21 protein-coding genes are annotated in these 23,583 nt (G+C 73.8%); 11 read left to right on the plus strand and 10 right to left on the minus strand.

Features of this window, described 5'->3' with window-relative positions:
* The first annotated feature begins 4 nt into the window (after positions 1-4).
* Positions 5-1,384 carry an aminotransferase class V-fold PLP-dependent enzyme gene (locus J7523_RS07965; protein ID WP_291884614.1) on the plus strand — a complete coding sequence of 460 codons (1,380 nt, stop codon included), beginning with the start codon at positions 5-7 and terminating at the stop codon, positions 1,382-1,384.
* Between the two features lie 39 nt (positions 1,385-1,423).
* Here J7523_RS07965 and J7523_RS07970 read toward each other — a convergent pair whose 3' ends face one another.
* Positions 1,424-1,573: a hypothetical protein gene (locus J7523_RS07970; RefSeq protein WP_291884617.1), complete on the minus strand. Its 150-nt coding sequence runs from the start codon at positions 1,571-1,573 to the stop codon at positions 1,424-1,426.
* A gap of 151 nt (positions 1,574-1,724) precedes the next feature.
* On the minus strand, positions 1,725-2,096 hold the full coding sequence (locus tag J7523_RS07975; protein WP_291884619.1) for a nuclear transport factor 2 family protein: 372 nt from the start codon (positions 2,094-2,096) through the stop codon (positions 1,725-1,727).
* A gap of 143 nt (positions 2,097-2,239) precedes the next feature.
* Between J7523_RS07975 and J7523_RS07980 the strand changes: the two genes are divergently transcribed.
* Positions 2,240-4,852 (plus strand): circularly permuted type 2 ATP-grasp protein, encoded by a 2,613-nt coding sequence (locus J7523_RS07980; RefSeq protein WP_291884621.1) that lies wholly within the window; start codon positions 2,240-2,242, stop codon positions 4,850-4,852.
* Positions 4,849-5,772, plus strand: coding sequence for a transglutaminase family protein (locus tag J7523_RS07985; RefSeq protein ID WP_291884622.1), 924 nt, complete (start codon positions 4,849-4,851; stop codon positions 5,770-5,772). The genes J7523_RS07980 and J7523_RS07985 overlap by 4 nt, the downstream gene beginning before the upstream one ends.
* A 16-nt stretch (positions 5,773-5,788) precedes the next feature.
* Here the strand turns inward: J7523_RS07985 and J7523_RS07990 are convergent, their stop codons facing one another.
* A complete protein-coding gene (locus J7523_RS07990; RefSeq protein WP_291884624.1) occupies positions 5,789-6,706 on the minus strand; it encodes a hypothetical protein in 918 nt (305 codons plus the stop codon).
* Positions 6,707-6,866: 160 nt separating this feature from the next.
* Positions 6,867-8,117 (minus strand): nucleotide sugar dehydrogenase, encoded by a 1,251-nt coding sequence (locus J7523_RS07995; RefSeq protein ID WP_291884847.1) that lies wholly within the window; start codon positions 8,115-8,117, stop codon positions 6,867-6,869.
* Between the two features lie 233 nt (positions 8,118-8,350).
* On the opposite strand from J7523_RS07995, the gene J7523_RS08000 reads away from it, so the two are divergent.
* Genes J7523_RS08000 through J7523_RS08010 form a run of 3 tightly spaced genes read left to right on the plus strand, consistent with a single transcriptional unit; the run spans position 8,351 to position 10,646 of the window.
* Entirely contained in the window at positions 8,351-8,548 is a 198-nt protein-coding gene (locus J7523_RS08000) for a hypothetical protein (RefSeq protein ID WP_291884627.1), read from the plus strand.
* Positions 8,549-8,559: 11 nt separating this feature from the next.
* Complete coding sequence (locus tag J7523_RS08005; protein WP_291884631.1) at positions 8,560-9,906, plus strand: glycosyltransferase; 1,347 nt, start codon at positions 8,560-8,562, stop codon at positions 9,904-9,906.
* A 53-nt stretch (positions 9,907-9,959) separates the two neighbouring features.
* A complete protein-coding gene (locus J7523_RS08010; RefSeq protein ID WP_291884634.1) occupies positions 9,960-10,646 on the plus strand; it encodes a GntR family transcriptional regulator in 687 nt (228 codons plus the stop codon).
* 15 nt (positions 10,647-10,661) lie between these two features.
* Here J7523_RS08010 and J7523_RS08015 read toward each other — a convergent pair whose 3' ends face one another.
* From J7523_RS08015 to J7523_RS08025, 3 genes are all read right to left on the minus strand, one after another.
* Positions 10,662-11,201, minus strand: coding sequence for a DinB family protein (locus J7523_RS08015; protein ID WP_291884636.1), 540 nt, complete (start codon positions 11,199-11,201; stop codon positions 10,662-10,664).
* 56 nt (positions 11,202-11,257) lie between these two features.
* The gene (locus tag J7523_RS08020; RefSeq protein ID WP_291884638.1) at positions 11,258-11,647 is read right to left on the minus strand and encodes a DUF779 domain-containing protein; all 390 of its coding nucleotides are present in this window, start codon (positions 11,645-11,647) and stop codon (positions 11,258-11,260) included.
* Between the two features lie 111 nt (positions 11,648-11,758).
* Positions 11,759-13,282 (minus strand): aldehyde dehydrogenase family protein, encoded by a 1,524-nt coding sequence (locus J7523_RS08025; protein WP_291884640.1) that lies wholly within the window; start codon positions 13,280-13,282, stop codon positions 11,759-11,761.
* A gap of 267 nt (positions 13,283-13,549) precedes the next feature.
* Here J7523_RS08025 and J7523_RS08030 point away from each other — a divergent pair, with 267 nt between their 5' ends.
* Positions 13,550-14,698: a right-handed parallel beta-helix repeat-containing protein gene (locus J7523_RS08030; protein WP_291884642.1), complete on the plus strand. Its 1,149-nt coding sequence runs from the start codon at positions 13,550-13,552 to the stop codon at positions 14,696-14,698.
* A gap of 87 nt (positions 14,699-14,785) precedes the next feature.
* Here the strand turns inward: J7523_RS08030 and J7523_RS08035 are convergent, their stop codons facing one another.
* A complete protein-coding gene (locus tag J7523_RS08035; RefSeq protein ID WP_291884645.1) occupies positions 14,786-16,096 on the minus strand; it encodes a helix-turn-helix domain-containing protein in 1,311 nt (436 codons plus the stop codon).
* A gap of 123 nt (positions 16,097-16,219) precedes the next feature.
* Here J7523_RS08035 and J7523_RS08040 point away from each other — a divergent pair, with 123 nt between their 5' ends.
* The 3 genes from J7523_RS08040 to J7523_RS08050 all read left to right on the plus strand — a co-directional run bounded on the left by J7523_RS08040 (position 16,220) and on the right by J7523_RS08050 (position 19,612).
* Positions 16,220-16,825, plus strand: a complete 606-nt coding sequence (locus J7523_RS08040) for a TetR/AcrR family transcriptional regulator (protein ID WP_291884646.1) — start codon at positions 16,220-16,222, stop codon at positions 16,823-16,825.
* A gap of 317 nt (positions 16,826-17,142) precedes the next feature.
* Positions 17,143-18,342, plus strand: a complete 1,200-nt coding sequence (locus tag J7523_RS08045) for an RNA methyltransferase (RefSeq protein ID WP_291884648.1) — start codon at positions 17,143-17,145, stop codon at positions 18,340-18,342.
* 196 nt (positions 18,343-18,538) lie between these two features.
* On the plus strand, positions 18,539-19,612 hold the full coding sequence (locus tag J7523_RS08050; RefSeq protein ID WP_291884651.1) for a lytic polysaccharide monooxygenase: 1,074 nt from the start codon (positions 18,539-18,541) through the stop codon (positions 19,610-19,612).
* Positions 19,613-19,694: 82 nt separating this feature from the next.
* Here J7523_RS08050 and J7523_RS08055 read toward each other — a convergent pair whose 3' ends face one another.
* Together J7523_RS08055 and J7523_RS08060 are read right to left on the minus strand one after the other, a co-directional pair.
* Positions 19,695-20,819 (minus strand): 1-acyl-sn-glycerol-3-phosphate acyltransferase, encoded by a 1,125-nt coding sequence (locus tag J7523_RS08055; RefSeq protein WP_291884654.1) that lies wholly within the window; start codon positions 20,817-20,819, stop codon positions 19,695-19,697.
* The gene (locus J7523_RS08060) at positions 20,816-21,640 is read right to left on the minus strand and encodes a patatin-like phospholipase family protein (protein ID WP_291884656.1); all 825 of its coding nucleotides are present in this window, start codon (positions 21,638-21,640) and stop codon (positions 20,816-20,818) included. The genes J7523_RS08055 and J7523_RS08060 overlap by 4 nt, the downstream gene beginning before the upstream one ends.
* 68 nt (positions 21,641-21,708) lie before the next feature.
* Here J7523_RS08060 and J7523_RS08065 point away from each other — a divergent pair, with 68 nt between their 5' ends.
* Positions 21,709-23,574: an NHL domain-containing thioredoxin family protein gene (locus tag J7523_RS08065; RefSeq protein WP_291884658.1), complete on the plus strand. Its 1,866-nt coding sequence runs from the start codon at positions 21,709-21,711 to the stop codon at positions 23,572-23,574.
* Positions 23,575-23,583 lie beyond the last annotated feature (9 nt).

Here is a 23,583-nt window from a genome sequence, read left to right on the forward strand (position 1 = left end):
CCCGATGACCCCCCGCGACGACTACCGCGACCCGCTGGCGGCGGCGCTGCACCGTGGGCTCGACTGGCTCGACCAGATGCCCGAACGGCCCATCCCGCCGGGCGTCGACGCGGACACGGTCAAGGACGCGCTCGGCCGTGAGCTTCCGCAGACCACGCAGGACGCGCGCGAGGTGATCGAGCGGCTCGCGGACGCCGTCGAGCCGGGGCTGCTGGCGAGCCAGTCGCCGCGGTTCTACGGGTGGGTCATCGGCGGCACGTACCCGGTGGCGCTCGCGGCGGACTGGCTGACCGGCGCGTGGGACCAGAACGGCGGCATGCGGTACGCGAGCCCGAGCACGACGGCCGTCGAGGACGTCGCCGCGGAGTGGCTGCTCGACCTGCTGGGCTTGCCGGCGCACTCGGGCGTCGGGTTCGTGACGGGGGCGACGACGGCGAACTTCGTCGGGCTGGCCGCGGGCCGCGAGCACGTGCTGGCGAAGGCCGGCTGGGACGTCAACGCGAACGGTCTGCAGGGGGCGCCGCGCGTGCGGGTGCTCGCAGGCACCGAGCGGCACGGGTCCGTCGACCTCGCGCTGCGGTACCTGGGGCTGGGGGCGGCGACGCTCGTGCCGGCCGACGACCAGGGGCGGATCGTGGTCGACGCGCTCGCGGACGCGCTCGCCGCCGACGACGGTCCGACGATCGTGTGCCTGCAGGCCGGCAACGTCCACTCCGGGGCGTTCGACGACGTCGGGGCGGCGGTCGCCGTCGCGCACGAGGCCGGTGCGTGGGTGCACGTCGACGGCGCGTTCGGGCTGTGGGCGGCCGCGTCCCCTCGTCTGAGGCACCTGATGGAGGGCTACGCGACTGCGGACTCGTGGGCGACGGACGCGCACAAGACGCTCAACGTGCCGTACGACTGCGGGGTCGCGATCGTCGCGTCACCGCAGGACGCGCACACCGCGATGGGCGTCCGGGCCGCGTATCTCGTCGCGGCGGAGGGCGCGACGGACCCGCACGAGATGGCGCCGGAGATGTCGCGGCGGTCGCGTGGCGTGCCCGTGTGGGCGGTGCTCGCGTGGCTCGGGCGCGACGGGGTCGCGGCGCTCATCGACCGGCTCGCCGACGGGGCGGCGGCGCTGGCCCGCGGGCTCGCCGACGTGCCGGGTGCCGAGGTGGTCAACGACGTCGTCTACACGCAGGTGTGCGTGGCGTTCGCGGACGACGCGACGACGGGTGCGGTCGCGGCCGCGCTGCGGGACGAGGGGGTCGCGTACGCCTACCCGTCGCGCTGGCGGGGGCGGGACGTGGTCCGGTTCTCGGTGAGCAACTGGGCCACCGGGCCGGACGAGGTGGCGGCGACGCTGGACGCGGTCCGCCGGGCCGTCGCGACCGTCGGCTGAGTGCCGGACGGCCGCGACGGCGGTCGACGAAGGTCGCCGTCAGTCGTGCGTGCGCTGCGTGGGGACGTCGTTGATGCGCTGACCGTCGAGGGCGCGGCCGGCCACGACGATCGTCTCGGTCTCTCCGAGGAACGGGTTCGCCGACTCGAACGTGTCGACGGTCGCACGCGGGGTGGTGCTGGTGTCCATGGGGACCTCCTCTTCCAACGGGCCTCTCAGTTCACATCGGCCGTCGAGCACCGTAGTAAGACGTTCGTCCGCTCTGCATTCACCCGGCCACGCTCCGGCGCGCTGACCTGCTCGATCGCGGCGAGCGTGTGAGATATCCGACAGTTGTCGGTCACCCCGACTGCGTGTACGCCTTGTCCGGCCAGTAGGCCCACTCCTCGAACCACGACGCCCGGCCGTCCCCGTCGAACCGCACGACCCACAGGTCCCGGTACTCCTTCGGCCGGTCGCCGCCGTAGTGGACCTCGACGCGCACGACCGCGGTGTCGCCCTGGACGGCGACGGGTTCCGCCGTCATCTCGAACGGCGTGTCGTCCGCCCAGAAGTCCCGGATCGCCGCGAGCCCGCGCAGCGGCGGGTCGTCGTACGGGCTGCGCAGGTACGACGCGTCGTCGGTGAACAGGCGCCCGACGGCGTCGACGTCGCGCTCGCGCCACGCCCGTTCGTACTCCGCCACCCAGGTCATGACCGCCGCGGGGTCCATGCGCCACCTCCTGCTCGTCCAGGTTGCCGGATCGAGTCTGGCCCCGTCGCGGTCGGCCGTCATCCCGCCGCGCCCAGGCGCCACCGTGTCCGTCCAGCGCGCCGACCTGCACGTCCGTGCCCGACGTGAGCGAGACTCTCGGTGTGACCGACCTGCTCTCGTCGCCCCGGCCGCGCCTGGACGCGCCCGCAGCGGGCGCCGGACCGGTGCACGCCCCCGACTGGTCGTGGCTCACCGACCCCGCCGACGAGCCGACGCCCGCCGACCTGGCCCGCGCGCGCGACGCGACCGACCTGCTGCTCGCCGAGCACGGTGTCACGTACGGCACGGACCGGCCCGACGGCGCCCGCCCCTGGCTGCTCGACCCGACCCCGGTGATCGTCGACGAGCCCGAGTGGACGCGTCTCGACGCCGCGCTCGTGCAGCGCGCCGAGCTGCTCGACGCGGTCCTGCAGGACGTCTACGGCGCCCGCCGCCTGCTCACGGACGACCTCCTCCCGCCGACCACCGTGCTGAGCCACCCCGGCTTCCTGCGGGCCGTCGACGGCCTGCGGATGCCCGGCGGGCGCGAGCTGATCCTCACGTCCACCGACCTGGTGCGCGACGCCGACGGCGGGTGGTGCGCGGTCGGCGACCGGACGCAGGCACCGTCCGGCGCGGGCTACGCGATGGAGGACCGCCGGGTCGTCGCACAGGTCATGGCCGGGGTGTACCGCCAGGCGCCGATCCAGCGGCTCGGACCGTTCTTCCAGGCGATGCGGCTCGCACTGCGGGACGTCGCACCCGGCGGGGTCGAGCAGCCGCACGTGGTGCTGCTGACGTCCGGGCCCGCGTCCGAGACCGCGTTCGACCAGGCGTACCTCGCGTCGATGCTGGGCCTGCCGCTCGTCGAGGGCACCGACCTGCTGGTCCGCGAGGGGCGCGTGTGGATGCGCGGGCTCGACGGGCTCGAGCGGGTCGACGTCATCCTGCGGCGGGTCGACGCCGAGTGGTGTGACCCCCTCGACCTGCGTGCCGGGTCGCGGCTCGGTGTGCCAGGGCTGGTGCGGGCCGTCCGCCACGGGAACGTGAGCATCGTCAACCCGCTCGGCTCGTCCGTGCTGGAGAGCCCAGCGCTCCTGCCGTACCTGCCGCGGCTGGCCCGGACGGTGCTCGATCAGGACCTCGCGCTGCCGTCGGCGCCGACGTGGTGGTGCGGCGACGCGACCGCCCGGCAGCACGTGCTGACCCGGATGACGGACCTCGTGCTGCTGCCCACCACCCGGGACGCCGGCGCGGGTGCGGTGCTGGGCTGGACGCTGAGCCACCGGGAGCGTGCCGAGCTCGCCGCGCGCGTCGAGGCCGAGCCGTGGGCGTGGGTGGGTCAGGAGGCCGTCGGGCCTGCCGGCCCGGTGGTCGACGAGAGCACCGTCGGGATCGGCAGCGAGCAGCCGGTCGCCGCCGGGGCCCCCGGACCCCGGGCCGCGGTCCTGCGCACGTACGCGGTCGGTCACGGCGCGTCGTACACCGTGATGGCCGGCGGCCTCGCGCGCGTGGCCGACGACCACGTCGTCTCCTCGGCGACCGGCGCGACCGCCAAGGACGTGTGGGTGCTGGCCGCGCACGCCGACACCGAGGCCCCCGCGCCCGACGAGGCGCCCGCAGAGCTCGTCAGCCCGCGCCGGCCCGCGACCGGCATCTCGCCGCGCACCGCCGAGAACCTCTTCTGGATGGGCCGGTACGCCGAGCGGGCCGAGGACCAGGTGCGCGTGCTGCGGGTCGTCGTCGACCGCTGGGACGACTTCCACCGGCGCCCGGCGTCCGTGGGCGGCCGCGCGCTGACGGTGCTCATCGACGCCCTCACGGCCGACGTCGACCCCGGCGCGCCCGAGTCCGACGAGCACCACGCGTCGCTGTTCGGCGACCACCCGCGCACCGCGGGCGACGGCACGCCCGCGTTCCGGGCGCTCGTGCTCGACCCGTCCACACCCGGCACGGTGGCCCGGTCGGTCCGCCGGCTCGCCGCCGCCGCCGCGGCCGTGCGCGACCAGCTCTCGACGGACACGTTCATCCCGCTCGCGCGCATCGAGCGGGCGCTGCGCGACGAGCGCGCCCGTGCACGCAGCCGGTCGCGGTCGGCGGAGACGCTCGACCTGGGCGCGTCGACCGACGCCCAGACGGTCACTGTCGGCCTGCGGCCCGCGCTCGACCGGGTGCTCGAGGGGCTGCTCGCCGTCGCGGGCATCAGCGCCGAGGGGCTGGTCCGGGACGTCGGGTGGCAGTTCCTCGACGCCGGGCGGCGCGTCGAGCGCGCGCAGCACCTCGTCGAGAGCCTGCTCGCGACGCTCGTCGACCGGCGTCCGCGCGGCGTCGAGCGGCTGGTCATCGACTCCGTGCTGCTCACGCAGGAGTCGGCCATCACGTTCCGCCGGCGGTACCAGTCCGACGGCGGCGTCGCGGAGGTGCTCGACCTGCTGCTGCTCGACCCGTCGAACCCCCGCTCGCTGCAGTACCAGGTGGAGCGCCTGCGCGAGGACCTCGCCGCCGTCCCCGGGCCGGCGCCCGAGCACCTGCTGGCCGACGTCGTCGACCTGCTCTCCGAGCTCGACCCCGCGACGGCGGCGACCACGGTGTCCGACGACGGCCGCCGCACGCGGCTCGCCGAGACGCTCGACTCGATCCTGTGGCGGCTGCGCGCCGCCTCCGACGAGATCGAGCGCGTCCACTTCGTCCGCCCCGCACCCCTCCGCCCGCTCGAGGACGCGTGGGACGCATGAGCCGCGCCTACGACCTCGTGCACCGCACGACGTACGAGTACCCGCAGCCCGTCACCGACTCGTACGGTCGCACGACGATGACCCCGCGCGACCTGCCGGGCCAGGTGGTGCACTCGACGAGCGTGGTGGTCGACCCGACTCCCGCCGACACGGCCACGCACGTCGACTACTACGGCAACCGGACCACGTTCTTCGGCGTCACGACCCCGCACACCCGGCTCGTCGTCACGTCGCGGTCGTCCGTCGAGGTCTCGCGTGTCGCCCCCGACCCCGACACGCTGCCGACCGTGCCGTGGGAGGACGTCGCCCGCGCCGTCGCCTCGGGGGAGCTGGAGGTCGCCGCCGTCGACGAGCACGCCCTCGTCGGGCTGCGGGAGGCCGTGCTGCCGTCGACGCACGTGCGGCTCGTCGACGAGGTGCGCACGTGGGCCGAGCCGACGTTCACACCGGGGCGCCCGCTGGCCGCCGTGGTCGTCGACCTCGCGCACCGCATCCGCACCGAGCTCACGTACCGGTCCGGCTCGACGACCGTGCACACGACCCAGGCGCAGCTGCTCGCGCAGGGCGCCGGCGTGTGCCAGGACTTCGCGCACCTGATGATCGCCGCGCTGCGCACGTACGGCCTGCCCGCGCGGTACACCAGCGGGTACATCGAGACCCGGCCGCCCGCCGGGCGCGAGAAGCTGCGCGGAGCGGACGCGTCGCACGCGTGGGTGTCCGCGTGGCTGCCCGGGGCCGGGTGGGTGGAGATCGACCCGACCAACGACCAGCTCGTCGACGACCGGTACGTGCTGCTCGGGTGGGGGCGCGACTACGGCGACGTGCCGCCGCTGCGGGGCGTCATCTTCACCGAGGGGAAGGGTGCGCACCCGCGCGTCGCGGTCGACCTGGTGCCTGCGGGGTCCGTGCCCTTCGAGTGACCGCCGGGCTGACCGCTCAGCGCGGGATGTTCGACGCCCGCTCGCGCAGCTCGTCGGGCGTGACCAGGAACCCTCCGCTGTCGACCACCGTCCCGCCCACAGCCCGCCACAGGGCCGACGTCGCGCGGGCGATCCCGGGGCTGACGCGCGAGCGGGCGATGACGTGCAGCGGTGACGGCTGGTCGAGCGTGAGCTCCTCGGGCGACGTCGGCTGCCAGACCACGTGGTACGCCCACGGGCCGTACTCGCGCCAGTCGAGCGACGACAGCACCATCGGCACGTCCCGCGACCGGTCCGCCCGCACGGTCACGGCACCGTCGTACTCGAAGACCGCCGTGATCGAGAACGCCCCTTCGGGCGCGTAGCCCTGGCTCGGCACGTCGCCCGTGCCGATGCGCGCGCCGTGCAGCGCCGGCCGGACGAGCGGGACGGCCTCGTGCGCCGACATCGGAACCGCCGACCACAGCGTCAGGTCAACGGCCGCCGCGGGGTCGGGCACGACGACGCGGCTGCGGTCGGCCGGCAGGATCGCGCCGCCGACCCGCCGGGCCGAGGCGACGAGCCAGCCGGTCACGAGGTCGAGCGCGGCCCCGGTGAGCGGCACCATCGGGTCGGCGGGCACGAGCGCGTACGCGACGACGTCCTGCTGACCGAGCTCCCGCGCGGCGTCCGGGCCGAGGGGCACGGGGCCTTCGAGCGCTGCGGACGCGTCGATCCGCAGCACACCGGCCGCGCCGGCCGCCGGCTGGGCCGCCATGCCGCGGAACCGGGCACCCGTCATCCGGCCCCCGACACCCGCCTGCACGGGCGCTCTCGACCACTGCGCATCCGGGAACCATGCCGTCGCGAGCGCGAGCACGTCCGTGCCCCGCGGCACGACGAGCACGTGCCTGTCCGTGAGTCCCACCGGCAACGCGACGTCAGCCAGGCTCATGGCGGCGGACCCTACACACGCGGTGATTCCAACATGTTTCGGCTCGGCGTGGTGCCCGGCGAGTCGCGATGACCTGCGGTGACAGGCGTCATCCACAGGCTTCACCCGCTCTACACACGGGTGTGGACGAACCCTGTGGACAACGCTCACGGCGCGCCGCTCAGAGCGTGTGCGCCGCCGCGGTGGTGGCCTTGCCCTTGGTGTCGAGGAAGAGCCGCGCCGCACCGGCCAACGCATCGACGTCGTACTGGTCGTGGTCCTGGACGAGCACGACGGCATCGGCGCCGGCGACGGCGGCAGCCTGGCCCGCGTCCGTGACGCGCTGCACGCCGGCGACGTCCCACTCGCGCACCAGCGGGTCGTGGAACGTGACGTGCGCACCGGCGGCGACGAGCAGCTCGGCCAGGGGGTGCGCCGGGGACTCGCGGTCGTCGGCGATGTTCGCCTTGTAGGTCACGCCGAGCAGGTGGACGTGCGCGCCGGCCAGGGGGCGGCCGAGGAGCTCGGCGACGCGGGTCACGACGTAGGCGGGCTGGGAGGTGTTGATCTCCTGGGCGAGCTCGACCATCCGCAGCGGGCGGCCGAGCTGCTGGCGGACCTGGTGGTTGAGGTACATCGGGTCGATCGGGATGCAGTGCCCGCCCACGCCGACCCCGGGGCGGAACGCCTGGAACCCGAACGGCTTGGTCTCGGCGGCGCCGATCACGTCCCAGACGTCGATGTCGAGCTCGTGGAAGGCGCGGGCGAGCTCGTTGACCAGGGCGATGTTGACCTGACGGTAGGTGTTCTCGAGCAGCTTGGCCGTCTCGGCCTCACGCGTGCTGCGCACCGGCACGACCCGGTCGACGACCCGGCCGTAGAACTCGACCGCGCGCTCGGTGCACGTCGCGGTGAGCCCACCGACGACCTTCGGGGTGTTGCGGATCCCGAACCGGGCGTTGCCGGGGTCCACCCGCTCCGGGGAGAACGCGAGGGCGAAGTCGCGCCCGGCGCGCAGCCCGGAGAACTCCTCGAGCATGGGGGCGACGAGCTCCTCGGTGGTCCCGGGGTAGGTGGTCGACTCCAGGATCACCAGCGTGCCGGGCTGCAGCTGCTCGCCGACCGTGCGGACGGCGCCGCGCACGGCCCCCAGGTCCGGGCCCCCGGTGGCCGACAGGGGCGTGGGCACGCAGATGACGATCGTGGCCGCCTGTGCGAGCACGGACGTGTCGGTGCCGGGCGTGAACCCTGCCGCCGTCATGGTCGCGATGTCGGTGTCGCTGAGGTCGTCCACGTGCGAGCGGCCCTGCAGGAGGCCGTCGACGACGCGGGTCGACAGGTCGTACCCGGCCACGGCCATCCCGGTACGGCACGCCTCCTGCGCGAGCGGCAGGCCCACGTAACCGAGCCCGACGATCGCGACGTCGTACACGGTCGGCCGGTCGCGGTGGGGCGCGGAGGACGTCAGGACGTCGTCGGTGGGGCGGAGGAGCGTCTGCGTGGTCACGGTTTGTCTCTCTCTGGTCGAAGCGGCGGGTACGTCCTCCACGTTACGGGTATACCGAAAGTCCGAAATAGAGCCCTTGGTCCCAGGCTCTTTCGGAACTTCACCGGCACCCTGGAGTCGTTGGGTATACCGCATCCGTCAGAAGGAGTGAGAGAGCCATGAGTGAGGGGAACTCCCCGATCGTCTCCGAGGTGCTGTTCGCGGGCACCGCCGCGGGCGGGCTGGCCGCGACCGGCTCTGCCGGAGCCGCCTGGATCCTCGGGTCGGCCGCCGTCCTGGTCGTCGCCGGCGCCGTGCTGCTCCGGCTCGCGCGTCGGCGCAGCGGGCGTCGGACGTCGCAGCAGGCGTCGTCGTGAACGACGGCGCCGTGCGGAACCGTGACGACGAGCTGTCGGCACGCGTGAGCTCGGGCGCCGCCACCTGGCTGCTCACCGGGACCGCGGTCGCCATGGCGCTCTACGCCGCCTTCCACCTGTGGGCGATCGTGGTCGTCGACCGCAACCCGTGGGTCGACGGCGTCTACCTCGTCGCCGTGCTCTGCGTGCTCGTGCAGCTCGTCCTCGCCGCCCGCGACCAGCAGCCGCGCCACGACCGGGCGGACGGCTCCCCCACGGCGGACCTCAAGGTCGCCGCGCTCGTCCCCGCCTACAACGAGGACCCCGACGCGCTGCGACGCTGCCTGGACTCGCTGCTCGGGCAGACGCGACCGCTCTACGCCGTGTGCGTGGTGGACGACGGGTCGACGAGCGGCGACTACGCCGACGTCAAGGCCTGGTTCCTGGCCCGGTGCGAGGAGGTCGGTGTCGCCGGGTACTGGACCCGGCAGGTCAACGGCGGCAAGCGGCGGGCCCAGATGACCGGGGCGGACCACGTGCTCGACGCCGACGTCTACCTGACCGTCGACAGCGACACGATCGTGGACGCCCGGGCCACCGAGGAAGCGATGCCCCGGTTCGCGGACCCCACCGTCCAGTCCGTCGCCGGTCACATCCTGGTCCTGAACTACCGGACCAACCTCCTGACCCGGCTGCAGGAGATCTGGTTCGGCGCCTGGCAGATGGTCGACCGGGGCGGCCTGTCGGCGATGGGGTGCGTGCTCGTGAACTCCGGCGGCTGCGCCTACTACCGGGCCGCCGTGCTCCTCGACAACGCCGAGCAGTACCTCGGCGAGACGCTGCTCGGCCGGCCCGTGCACCAGTCCGACGACAGCCTGCTGACGATGTTCGCGCTGCAGCGCGGGCGCGCGGTGCAGCAGGCCTCGGTGTTCGCCTTCACGCTCATGCCCGAGCGGCTGAGCCACCACGCCCGCCAGCAGCTGCGGTGGATGCGCGGGTCGTACCTGCGGGCCGCCTGCCGCTTCCAGGAGCTCCCGGTGCGGGGCCTGGCGTACTGGGTCCACCTGCTCAAGTGGGCGAGGACGGTCGCGGGGCTCGCCGTGCTCGTGGGCATCGCGATCGCGAGCCACGGCGTGAACCCGGCCGGGCTGGCCTGGACGGGGGCCGTCGCAGGAGCCCTGGTGCTCCTGTTCTCGACGCCGTACCTGTCGCTGCGCCGCAGCGACCAGTCCGCGTGGCAACGCGCGCTGACGTTCGCCTGCGCGCCGCTCGTCGGCCTGTGGCAGGCCACGGTCATCGGCGGCCTGCGGCTCTACGCGCTCGTGACCGTCACGAAGGTGGGCTGGGGCACCCGCAAGAGCGTCGAGGTCACCGCCTGAGCCACTACCCCGGCCCTAGGCTGTCGGCGGAAACCGTCTCACCAGGAGGTCGCGTGCGAGCGTCCGAGGCACCGCTCGTCCCGCGACCGTCGACGACGGCGCTCGCCGACGGCGTGTACCGCCGGATCGAGCACGAGATCGTCGAGGGTCGGCTCGCCCCGGGCGAGACGCTGCGTGAGGCCGACGTCGCCGAGCGCCTGGGGGTGTCGCGCACACCTGTCCGCGAAGCGTTCCGACGCCTCGCCGAGGCCGGGCTGGTCCGCATCGAGGCGAGCCGCAGCTACCGCGTCGCCCCGTTCGACCTCGACCTGCTCACCGAGACGGCCGTCGTCTACGGCTCGCTGATCGGCCTCGCCGGGCGCCTCGCGCTCCCGCACCTGGACGACTTCGACATCGACTGGCTCGCGGCCGCCGAACGTCGGGCCTTCGAGGAGGCCGCCGGTCCGCAGCCGGTCGCCGACCCGCTGTTCGGCATCGGGTTCGTCCGCCTGCTCGTCGAACGGTGCGGCAACTCCGTCGTCGCGTCAGCGATCGGGCCGCTGCGGCTGCACGTCGACCGGGCGTTCCACCTGTTCGGCCGCGAGGTGCCCCGGCAGCTCTATGCCGAGAAGTTCGGCGCGATCGTCGCCGCGGCCCGCGCGCGCGACCCCGAGCTGTTCGAGTCCACGCTCCGCGTGCACGGCACGCAGTTCCTGCTCGACGTGATCGACCTGGCCCGGCAGGACGCGCAGCGCCCCTGAGGACCCGGCCGGGCCTCAGGCGCGCACGTCGTGCAGGTGGTGGACGACGTCGTGCAGGAAGTACTGCCCGAGCGTCCGCACGGTGAACGTCGACCCGTTCGAGCGCCGACCCGGGCGCTCCCACTGGTCGTCGCCGACCGCGTCGAACCGGGCGGCGATCACCTCGGACGCGTCGACGAGCTCGTCCGCCACCACGCGCGGGTCCTGCAGGTCGTACCGGTCCTCGAGCGCGGTCGCGTCCTGGTCCCAGTTGGCGAACGGCGGGTCGTCCTGGTCGAGCATGAGGGCCAGCCGCTCGTCGAACACCCGCAGCACGTCCCGCACGTGCGCGCCGTACTCGAGCGTGCTCCACGTGGCCGGCTCCGGGCGCACCCGGGCGTCCTCGCGGTGCAGCGCCGACACCCACCGCGGTGTGAGGTCGCGGACCGTGCCGCCGATCGAGCGGGGGTCCACGTCGGCGGCCGTGAATCCGCACTCGGGGCAGCGCTCGGACAGGACCCAGGTCCAGTCCTTGATGTCAGGCTCGATGTCGGTCGCGGGAGTCTCGCTCGTCATGCCCGCACGCTAGACGGTGGATCCCGCGCGCGACAGACCTGCCCACGACGGACGTCTCACAGGACGCCCGCCCCCTGCAGGGCCAGGAACTCCTCGTCCGTGAGCAGCCGCGAGCGCAGCAGGAACCGCACACCCTCGGGCGCCTCGAGCGAGAACCCGGCGCCGCGGCCCGGGACGACGTCGATCGTCAGGTGCGTGTGCTTCCAGTACTCGTACTGCGCCTTCGTCATCCACACCGGCACCGTCACGCCGTCACCCAGGTCGAGGTCGCCGAGATGCTCGTCGACATCGCCCGTGAGGAACTCCCCCGCCGGGAAGCACATGGGCGACGAGCCGTCGCAGCACCCTCCCGACTGGTGGAACATCAGCTCGCCGTGCTGCTCGCGCAGGCGCCGCAGCAGGTCCGCCGCGGCCTCGGTCACGGCGACCCGTTCAGGTAGCTCCATCGTCCGACCTCCCCAGCAAGTCCGGTCCGGCCGGGTGGTGCGTCCCCTCCTCGCCCCACCCGACCGGACCCCCAGACGCACCCCCCGGTGAACGTCTGGCCCCACGACCCGTCAGAAGTACCCCAGTGCAGTCCCGGAGTACGACACGAGCAGGTTCTTGGTCTGCTGGTAGTGGTCGAGCATCATCTTGTGGTTCTCGCGCCCGACGCCCGAGCCCTTGTACCCGCCGAACGCGGCCGCCGCCGGGTAGGCGTGGTAGCAGTTCGTCCACACGCGACCCGCCTGGATGTCACGCCCGGCCCGGTACTGGATGGCGGCCTCGCGCGACCACACCCCGGCGCCGAGGCCGTACAGGGTGTCGTTCGCCGTGGTGATGGCGTCGTCGTAGTCGGAGAAGCTCGTCACCGCGACGACCGGCCCGAAGATCTCCTCCTGGAAGATCCGCATCGAGTTCTTGCCCTCGAAGATCGTCGGCGTCACGTAGTAGCCGCCGGCCAGGTCACCGTCGAGCTGGGCGCGCTCGCCGCCGAGCAGCACCTTCGCACCCTCGGCCTTGCCGATGTCGATGTACGACAGGATCTTCTCGAGCTGGTCGTTGGACGCCTGCGCGCCGACCATCGTCTCGGTGTCGAGCGGGTTGCCCTGCTTCGCGGCCCTGGTCCGCTCGATCGCGTCGGCCATGAAGTCGTCGTAGATCGACTCCTGGACCAGCGCGCGCGACGGGCACGTGCAGACCTCGCCCTGGTTGAAGGCGAACATCACGAAGCCCTCGAGGGCCTTGCCGTAGAAGTCGTCCTTCTCGCGGGCGACGTCCTCGAAGAACAGGTTCGGCGACTTCCCGCCGAGCTCGAGGGTCACCGGGATGATGTTCTGCGACGCGTACTGCATGATCAGCCGGCCGGTCGTCGTCTCGCCGGTGAACGCGATCTTGCGGATCCGGGACGACGACGCGAGCGGCTTGCCGGCCTCGACGCCGAACCCGTTGACGACGTTGACGACACCCGGCGGCAGCAGGTCCGCGATGAGCTCCATCAGCACGAGGATCGACGCGGGCGTCTGCTCGGCGGGCTTCATGACGACGCAGTTGCCGGCGGCCAGCGCCGGGGCGAGCTTCCACGTGGCCATGAGCAGCGGGAAGTTCCAGGGGATGATCTGCCCGACCACGCCGAGCGGCTCGTGGAAGTGGTACGCGATCGTGTCGCCGTCGATCTCCGAGATCGACCCCTCCTGCGACCGGATCGCGGCCGCGAAGTAGCGGAAGTGGTCGACGACGAGCGGCAGGTCCGCGGCGATGATCTCGCGGATCGGCTTGCCGTTCTCCCAGCACTCGGCGACGGCGAGCGACTCGAGGTTCTCCTCGATGCGGTCGGCGATCTTGTTCAGCACGATGGCCCGCTCCGTCGCGGACGTCTTGCCCCAGGTCCGGGCGGCGCCGTGTGCGGCGTCCAGCGCGCGCTCGATGTCGTCGCCGTCGCCGCGGGCGACCTCGGTGAACGTGCGACCGGTGACGGGGGTCGGGTTCTCGAAGTAGCGGCCGGACGCCGGGGCGACGTACTCGCCGCCGATCCAGTGGTCGTAGCGGTCGCGGAACGTGGCCAGGCTGTCGGGGCTACCGGGTGCTGCGTAGACGGTCATCGCATCTCCTCGGGCGAGCGTCCGGGCGCCTTCGCTCGTGGCACGGCACCCGAGCACGCGGCGTCGTTGCCTCGTGCTGGTCGCAACGTAGGTCGGCGCACGTTGCACGACCGTTGCACCGTCGGTTCACAGCTGGCCGAGGGCGCGCGTGAGGGACAGCTCGCCCGATATCAGTACCTTTCGGGCAGGCGTCCGGGACCGTCGAGCGGGTTGCATGGACTGTCGCGCTCGCAGGAGGGCGGGCGCTCGCAGGCGGGAGGACGCGTCATGGCACGACGGAGGATCCTGACCGGCAGCCGCCGGACGTCGACGGCGACCGGGGCTCTCGCCGCGGTGCTGCTCGGCGTCGCGGGCGTCGCGGCCACACCGACGGTGGCGTCGGCGTCACCCGTCGCGTGCGGCGCCACGCTCACCGCGGACACGACGCTCACGGCCGACCTGCGGTGCCCGGGCGCGAACCCTGCGCTGGAGCTCGCGACCGGCGTCACACTGGACCTCGGGGGCCACGCGATCGTCGGGAACGGCACCGGGACGGGCGTCCTCGCGCCGGCGGAGGGTGCGACCGTCCGCAACGGCACCCTCCGCGGCTGGGACGTCGCCGTCACGAACCGGTGGGCCGACCCCGACGCCGAGACGACCGCCCTCACGCTCGTCGTCGAGGACGCCCGCCTCGCCGGCAACCGGGTCGGCCTGCAGACGCACGGCGAGACGTTCGGCTGGGGCTGGGCGCCGGCCGAGGTCCGGCGCACGACGTTCAGCGGCAACGGCACCGGGATCGACCTCACCTGGTACGGACGGGCCACCGTCGAGGGCGCCACGTTCAAGGACAACGGCACGGGCATCTCGTCGGACGCGTCGGGCGTGCAGATCAGCGGCACGGCGTTCCGGCGGAACACGCAGGCGCTGTCCGGCTACGAGACGGGCTTCACGGTCGACACCAGCACGTTCACACGCAACACCGACGGCATCCGGGTCGCCGGCACATCGTCGCTCACACTCCTCGACTCGACCATCAGCGGCAGCGGCACCGCGGTGGACGCGGCGCTCGCCTACCTCGTCATCCAGCGCTCGACGATCTCCGGGAACACGACAGGCGTCCTCGCCGAACCCGCGGGCGGCACGATCCAGGGCACCACGTTCCGCGGCAACGGCACCGCGTTCAGCGCGACCGTCGCGCCGTTCGCGTGGGACCTCGTGCTGCAGGACAACGTCGTCGTGCGGGGCGGGGATGGCATCGTCGTCCAGGCCACGGGCGAGGACTGGACGGCGCTGAAGCTCGGCGGCAACCGGGTGGACGGCAACACCGGGTGGGGCATCTACGCGCCGGGGGTCACCGACCTCGGCGGCAACACCGCCCGCGGGAACGGGAACGAGCCGCAGTGCACCGGGGTGGTCTGCGTGCCGCGGCGGTCGTGACCCGGACGGCGGCCGCCCCGGGCGGGTCCGGGCCGAGCGCCGGAGGAGCGCCGCCCGCTGCCGGACGAGGCCAGCCCGACGACCGGGTCAGACCAGGCGGCGCGTCAGCAGGTCGAGCCGGCCGAGCGCCCGGGCGTGCGCGGGAGTGCCGCGCGGGGACAGCCAGGCGAGGTGCTCCCACGCCTGCCAGTCCTCGGCACCCTGGTCGGACGCGAGCCACCGGCTCACGACCTCGGGCGAGCGGCTCGCGAGCACCGCGGCCCGCACGTCGGCCGTGAGCTCGTCGCGCAGCCGCTCGACGCCGGGGGCCACCGACCGCGCGAGCACCGGGCCTGGGTAGGAGGCGAGCGCACCCGACGTGTCCCCCGCGTCGAGCAGCGACCGGACGAGGTCGATGTCGGTCGGGACGGGCGCCGTGAGCCGGTACGGGCGCGACGCCGACATGAGCGGGCCGACCGAACGGCGCAGCCGGGACACCTCGGCGCGGACCGTGACGTCGGACAGGTCGTGCGCGCTGAGCAGCACGGCGAGCTCGTCGGCGGAGAGGCCGGCCGGATGCGCGGCGAGCAGCAGCAGGATCTCGGCGTGCCGCAGGCTCAGCCGGACGGGCACACCCCCGACCCGCAGGACGGGCTCGCCCGCGCCGAGCACCCGCAGGCGGGCCGCCGGGCCGGCGAGCGGCACGCTCGGGGGCATCGTCGCAGGTTCGACGGACAGGCCCGCCTCGACGGCGTGGTGGGCACCCGTCGCGACCAGCGCGACGGCCTGCTCGTCGGGCGTGGTCCCGGCGACCCGGGCAAGCTCGGCCTCGATCGCGGCGACGGTCGCCCGCACCAGCGACATCGCGAGCGTGGACGCGACGACCGACCCGCCGGTCACGTCGAGCACGCCGAGGAGCCGGCCCGACGGCGCGTGCACGGGCGCCGCGGCGCAGTTCCACGGCTGGACGCGGCGGGCGAAGTGCTCGGTGCCGACCACCTGCACGGGCCGGTTCGTGACGAGCGCGGTGCCGAGCGCGTTGGTGCCGGCGCAGTCCTCGCGCCACACCGACCCCTCGACGAACCCGACGCCCTCGACCCGGCGGCGCACGTCCCCGTCACCCTCGACCCAGAGCATGCGCCCGACGTCGTCCGTCAGCGCCGTGACCCAGCCGGCGTCGGCGCCGGGGTTGACGAGCAGGTCCCGGACGACGGGCATCGCGCTCGCGAGCGGGTGCTGACGGCGGTAGCCGGAGAGCGTGCGGCCCGTCATGTCGACGGGCGCCGAGGCGACCTCGGGGTCGACCCCACTGCGGGCGCTGCGCTGCCACGAGTCCACGACGAGACGGCGGACGTGCCGTCCGGGGGCATGGCCCGTCGTGACGAACCGTTCGTGCGCGGCGCGCACGGCGTCGACCATCGCGCTCCTCCCGACCGTCTCGTCGAGCACGATCTGCGTGGTTTGCCCCCGTCTTGCGAGCATACGGACGCTTCGGGCGATCCGCTGGTCGGATTTTCTGACAGAACGTGGGACGATGTCACCATGCCCAAGATCATCGGCGGGTCCCTGCACGAGCACCGCGAGCAGACCCGGCAGAAGCTCTTCGCGGCGCTGTCGACCCTGATGGCCGAGCAGGGCTTCGACGCGATCACCCTCGCCGACATCGCGCACGCCGCCGGCGTCGGGCGCACGGCCGTCTACAACCACTTCCCTGACAAGGAAGCGCTGCTGCTCGGGTTCATCACGCACGAGACCGAGCAGTACACGGCGACCCTGCAGCGCGCGCTCGACGACATCGAGGACCCCGTCGAGCAGCTCCGCGCCTACGTCCGGGCACAGGCACAGCTCAAACGCGTCTACCACGTGGCCCCCGGGCCTGAGCTGCGATCCGTGCTCTCCCGGGGCTCGCAGGCGCGCGTGCGTGAGCACGTGGTCATCGTCGAGCAGCTCCTGCGGCAGATCCTCACGGCCGGCGTCGCGTCGGGCGCGTTCCCCGAGCAGGACCTCGACGTCACCGTGCCCCTCGTCAACGCGTGCCTGTCCGGCCGGGGCGTCGCCGAGGACGGACCTGCCCGCGAGCGCGCCATCGCCCAGACCGAGGCGTTCGTGCTGCGGGCCGTCGGCGCAGCCGCGCCCGTCCCCGCGTGACCGCGGGGCGGCAGGGACGCGAACCCGGACGGCACGGCGGCGGGCAGCCACGGGGCAAGGGTGCGGCACGGAGCGGCGGACGTTCGTCGGGTGCTGGACGTTCATCGGGCGCCTCGGGTCGTCGACCGGGTGTCGACCGGTCGTCCGGTGGCGCAGCCGGGTCGTCGGGCGCCTCGGGTCGATCGTCCGGTCACCGCCCACAGACCGGCGGGCACCAGCGCGACGACCGTCGTCGGGTCCCCGGCCGCACCCCCGCGACCACGCCGGACCCCCGCCCGACGGACGTCGAGCTCACGTTCCTGCCCGGCCTCGCCGACGTGCTCGCCGCCGAGGTCGCCGACGTCCTGTCCCCCGCCCGTCCGCCCGCACCGGTGCCAGGCCGCGACGACGCGCTGACCCTCCGTCACACCGGCCCGCTCGCCGACGTGCTGCGGCTGCGTACGGCGGTCGCCGCGTTCGTCCACCTGCACTTCGACGTCCCCCGACCCCGGTCGCTGACGAGCGGCGACCACCTGGCGCGGATCGTCGACGCCGTCTACGCGTCGCTGCGGGCAGGCGGGTCGTCGTCGTTCCGGTTCGAGGCGGCGGGCTCAGACTCGGCGGTGTTCCGGCGGCTCGCGGACCAGATCCGTGAGGCGACCGGGCTGCAGCACGACGAGCAGGACGGGCAGCTCGTCATCCGCGTCCGCCGGGGCACGTCCGGGACGTCCCCGGTACCGGGCCGGGCGCGCTCGGCCGGGCAGGCGACGGGTCGGGGCGGACGCGCGCAGGCCGCCGGGCAGCGCGGCGCGGACCGGTCGACCGGTGCGCCGGACCCCGGCTGGGACGTGCTGGTGCGGGTCGGGCCGCGGCCCCTGTCGGCGCGCACGTGGCGGGTCGCGGACTACCCGGGTGCGGTCAACGCGACCATCGCCGCCGCGATGGTGCGGCTCGGCGGCGTCGAGCCGACCGACCGGGTGCTCAACCTCATGTGCGGGTCGGGCACCCTGCTCGTCGAACGGCTGCTCGCCGGCCCGGCCGAGGCCGCGGTGGGCGTCGACCACGCGCCGGAGGCCCTGACGGCCGCGGCCGCGAACCTCGACGCCGCCTCCCTGACCCGCCGCACGACCCTGATCGAGGCCGACGCCCTCGCCGTCGACCTGACCCCCGCTCCGGCGCAGGTCGACGAGTCCGGTGGTTCCCGTCGAGACCGGGGGTTGCCGCCCACGGTCTCGACGACAAGCACCGGACTCGGCAGCGCCGCGCTCGACGGCGGGCCGTTCGACGTGGTGTACGCCGACCCGCCCTGGGGGACGCTGCACGGGTCGCATGCGACGGCGGCCGACGTGCACGGAGGGCTGCTGCGGGCGGCGCACCGGGTGACGCGGGACGGTGGCACGTTCGTCGTCCTCACGCACGAGATCACGGTGATGGAGCGCTGCCTGCGCGAGGCCGACGCGCTGTGGACCCCGCGCGCGACGGTCCGGGTGTTCGCGAAGGGCCACCACCCGCGCATCTACGTGCTGGGGAAGCGCTGACCGCGCAGGTGTCGAAACCTTCTTCCTAAACGCTTTACGCGGTGGTCACCCGCACGGTGCCCGACCACGGTGTACCTGCACGCGTCCGGCGGGGTCACGACCGGGGTGCGACTCAGTGGTTCCGCGGGGGCGTGCGCGCAGCACGCCCCGGGCCAGCGACGACACGGGCCGCCATTCCGAGCACCAGGAGACCTCCATGTCCTTACGAGCACGACTCCGGACCCTCGCCTACGCGATCCCCCTCGCGGTGATCGCCCCCGTGGTCGCCGTCTCGGTGGCCGCGGCACCCGCGTCCGCGCACGGGTCCGTCACCGACCCGCCCACGCGCAACTACGGCTGCTACGAGCGGTGGGGCAACGGGGACAAGTGGTACCAGGGCGACATCGTGACCCAGGACCCCATGTGCTACCAGGCGTTCAAGACGAACCCCGACGACATGTGGAACTGGAACGGCCTGTACGTCAACGGCCTCGCCGGCAAGTTCGAGGAGAACATCCCCGACGGCCAGCTCTGCTCGGGCGGCCCGAAGGCCGACGCGCGGTACGACTTCCTCGACACGCCGGGCAACTGGCACATGACGAACGTGGCGTCGACGTTCCACCTCACGCTCACCGACGGGGCGAAGCACGGGGCGGACTGGCTGAAGATCTACGTCTCGAAGGCAGGCTTCGACCCCACGACGAAGGCGCTCGGCTGGGGGGACCTCGAGCTCGTCAAGACGACCGGCTCCTACCCCACGACCGGTGACTACCAGACCGACGTGACGCTCCCGTCCGGCCGCTCGGGCCGCGCGATCATCTACACGATCTGGCAGGCCAGCCACCAGGACCAGACGTACTTCCTGTGCAGCGACGTGAACATCGGCGGGACCGGCAACCCGAACCCGACTCCCACGCCGACCCCCACCACGCCGACCCCGACGCCGACGCCGACGATCACGCCGACGCCCACCCCCACGCCGACCGTCACGCCGACCCCGCAGCCCACCGGCAACGGCGGCTGCACGGCGACCGTGAAGGTGGCGAACAGCTGGAACGGCGGCTACGTCGGTGACGTGGTCGTCACGGCCGGCTCGAAGCCGGTCAGCGGGTGGAAGGTCACCGTCAACGGCGCGACCATCACCCAGGCGTGGAACGGCACGTTGTCCGGCACGAACGCGATCACGAACGCCGCCTGGAACGGCAGCCTCGCGGCGGGCGGCACCGCCACCGCCGGGTACATCGGCAGCGGCAGCACCTCGGGGCTGACGGCCACGTGCGCGGCGTCATGACGATCTGACGCACCTGCACCTGCTCGACCCGGAGGGCCGCTCGCACACCGCGGGCGGCCCTCCGCGCACGCCGGGTCGACCCTCAGCTCTGCGGCGCGTCCGCCGGTGCGTCGGGCGCGGGCGCGAGATGGGCTGCCGGCGCGTCGGGTCCGACGGGCGGGACGTGATGCCCCGTGGCGGTGGGCACCTCGTTCGCGGAGATCCACTCGTCGATCCGCAGCCACGACGCGAACAGCCACTCCTCCTGCGCGGCGGGCTCGCGCGGCACCTCGTCGGGCGGCACGGACCACCCCTTCATGACGATCCGCTTGTCCATCGGCAGCTCGCGCCAGATGTCCGCGACGGTCACCAGCTTGTCGAGCCCGGTGTGCGCGACGAAGACGACACCGGCCTGCGGGGCCTCGTCGAGCGCGGACAGGATCCCGCCGGAGTGCGGCGCCATGACGTTGCGCATCTGCTCGGCGTCCGCGGCGAGCCGGAACCGGCCGGCCTTGCGCAGCGCGTCGATGCGGGCCAGGCGCCGCCGCGGCGTCACGTTCCCGCCCTCGGGGAAGATGAGCAGCGCGTCGCGCGGACCCAGGTCGCGAGCGAGCTCGCCCACGGCGTCCGACCCGCCCGCGGCGCCGGCGCGACGGCTCCCGCGCGGGGTGACGAACTGCGCGGGCAGCCGGTTGAGCAGGATGTCGATCGCCGGGTCCCACTGCAGGGTGTCCTTGAGGACGATGCGCGGCGCGCGGTCGAACCAGCTGAGCAGCGCGTGGACCAGGATGAACGAGTCGCCCGGGCCGGCGTGACGGCTCGCGACCACCACGGGCGTGCCGGTGAGGACCACGCCGAGGTCGGCGTCCACGACCTCGATGTCGAGGCGCAGCGTCCAGCGCACCTGCCAGAACAGGACGACGAGCATCCGGTCGGCCAGCCGGTAGTGCGCGCGCGTGAACGCGGGCCGGTGGACGTACACCCCGAACCCGGAGCCGATCCACAGGCCGAACGCCGCGAGGATCACGGCGGCGTCCCACAGCACGTAGAAGCTCGCCATCCACGCGATGCGCGGGATCCGGAGCTTCCCGGGCACGAGCCACGTGAGGGCGCCGAGCAGGAAGACGACGAGCAGCAGGCTCGTCGGCACGAGCAGCACGGCCGCGAGCACCACCGCGGGGGCGAGCACCACCCTGCGCACCCACCGGGGCGGCAGCCGCCAGCTCATGCCCGGACGCCCTCGAGGTACGCGACCGACGCGGCGTACGCGGCGTCGATGCGCGCCATCGTCGCGTCCATCCGGCGGTACGAGCCGAGCTTGTCGTCGCCCTTCGTGGGGCCGCCGCTCGGCAGCACGTGCACCGTGACGTCGTCGGGCACCAGGCCGATCTCGCGCGTGAACCGGTGCCGGCGGGCGATCTCGAAGCTGATCCGCGCGACGTCCGACGGCTTGCCCGGTGCTGTGAGCGTCTCCTCGATGCGGCCGACCTGGAGCACGTACACGGTCGTCGCCCCGCGCGCGACGGCCTCGCCCAACGGGATCGAGTTGACGATGCCCCCGTCCACGTAGTGCTCCCCGTCGACGAGCGTCGGCGGCAGGATCCCCGGCACGGACGACGACGCGAGCACCGCCTCGATCACCGGGCCCTTGTCGAACCACCGCTCGGCCGCACTCTCGATGCTCGCCGCCGCGACCGCCAGAGGCACGGCGAGCTCCTCGAACGTGACACCCTCCCCCAGCATGTCGACGAGCAGCGCGCGCAGCGGGTCCGGCGAGTTGAGGTGCGTGCGGGACTTCGCCAGACGGCGCAGCTGCTTGGCCCACGAGTCGCCGTAGATCGCCGCCGCCGCGGGCGACGCCCACGCGTCGACGAGCCGGTCGACGACCGCCGGCGTCGGGTCCTTCGCGATCGCCGCACCGTTGATCGCCCCGATCGACGTGCCGACCACGGTGTCCGGGCGCACGCCCGCTTCGAACAGGGCCTTGAGCATCCCGACCTGCACCGCGCCGCGGACCCCGCCCCCGCCGAGCACGTATCCGACCGTCACGTTCCGGATCGTCGCACAGGCCCGGGACCGCGGCCCACCGCTGCGCGGGCATCACCGACAATGGTCCGGTGACCGCCACCGCCCGCCTGCCCCGTGTCCGCGCGTCCGAGCTCGTCGGGCGCGGCTGGCTCAACACCGGCGGCCGGACCGTCACGCTCGCGGACCTGCGCGGCAAGATCACGATCCTGGACTTCTGGACGTTCTGCTGCATCAACTGCCTGCACGTCCTGGACGAGCTGCGCGAGCTCGAGGAGCAGTACCGCGACGTCCTCGTGATCGTCGGCGTGCACTCGCCGAAGTTCGTGCACGAGGCCGACCCGGTGGCGCTGGCGGCGGCCGTGGAGCGGTACGAGGTGCACCACCCGGTGCTCGACGACCCGGACCTCGTGACGTGGTCGGCGTACACGGCACGGGCGTGGCCCACGCTCGTCGTCATCGACCCCGAGGGGTACGTCGTCGCGCAGATGGCCGGCGAGGGGCACCGGCACAACGTCGAGGTGCTGGTCCGGGACCTGGTCGCGGAGCACGAGGCGAAGGGCACGCTGCACCGGGGCTCCGGTCCCTACGTCGCGCCCGAGCCGCGCGCGGGCACCCTGCAGTTCCCGGCGAAGGCTGTCGCGCTCCCCGAGGGCCGCCTGCTCGTCGCGGACGCCGGGCACCACGGCCTCGTCGAGCTCGAGGCCGACGGCGAGACGCTCGTGCGGCGGATCGGGTCGGGCGAGCGGGGGTTCACCGACGGCGGTCCGCAGGACGCGTCGTTCGCGGAGCCCAACGGGCTGTGCCTGGTGCCCGACGAGCTGCGCGCACAGCTCGGGTACGACGTGGTGGTCGCCGACACGGTGAACCACGCGCTGCGCGGGGTGCGGCTGTCCGACGGGGTCGTGACCACGCTCGCCGGCACCGGAGAGCAGTACATGGTCGGCGCGGCCGACAACACGGACGCCGACGTCGCCGGTCCGCGCGGGCAGAAGCTGTCGTCGCCGTGGGACGTCGTGTGGTCGGACGCGCTCGGGTCGTTCGTCGTGGCGATGGCCGGCAACCACACGCTGTGGACGTTCGACGCCGTCCAGGGGTCGGTCCGGCCGTTCGGGGGCACCGAGAACGAGGGGCTGCTCGACGGGCCGCTCGCCGACGCGTGGTTCGCGCAGCCGTCCGGGCTCGCGGTGGACGCCGACCAGCGCATCTGGCTCGCGGACTCCGAGACGTCCGCGCTGCGGTGGGTGGACCCGGTCGCGCTGACCGTGCACACGGCCGTCGGCGAGGGACTGTTCGACTTCGGGCACCGCGACGGGCCGGCCGACCAGGCCCGCATGCAGCACCCGCTCGGCGTCGCCGTGCTGCCCGACGGGTCGGTGGCGGTCGCCGACACGTACAACGGCGCCGTCCGCCGGTACGTCCCGGACACGCGTGAGGTCACCACGCTCGCGACCGGCCTGGCCGAGCCGAGCGGGCTCGTCACCCTGAGCACCGACGACGGGCTCGCGCTGCTCGTCGTCGAGTCCGCCGCGCACCGGCTCACGCGCGTCCCGCTCGCGGACGGCGTCGGGCGGACGATCGACGGGGGCGCGCACCGCACCCAGCGGCCCGTCACCGAGCTCGCGGCCGGGGACGTCGCGCTCGACGTCGTCTTCACGCCCGCCGCCGGGCAGAAGTACGACGACCGCTACGGCCCGTCCACCCGGCTGCAGGTCTCGTCGACCCCGCCCGAGCTGCTGCTCGACGGCGCCGGCGACGGCGTCCCGCTGCACCGCACCCTGCGGCTCAACCCCGACGTCGGCCAGGGCGTGCTGCACGTGACGGCGCACGCGGCGAGCTGCGACGCCGACCCGGCGATCGAGTACCCGGCGTGCCACCTCAACGCGCAGGACTGGGGCGTGCCCGTGCGGCTCGTCGCCGACGGCCCTGCCGAGCTGGCGCTCCCGCTGCACGGCTGACGCGCCGAC

This window comes from Cellulomonas sp. (genome assembly GCF_017744555.1).
In the GTDB taxonomy this organism is placed as follows: Bacteria; Actinomycetota; Actinomycetes; order Actinomycetales; family Cellulomonadaceae; genus Cellulomonas.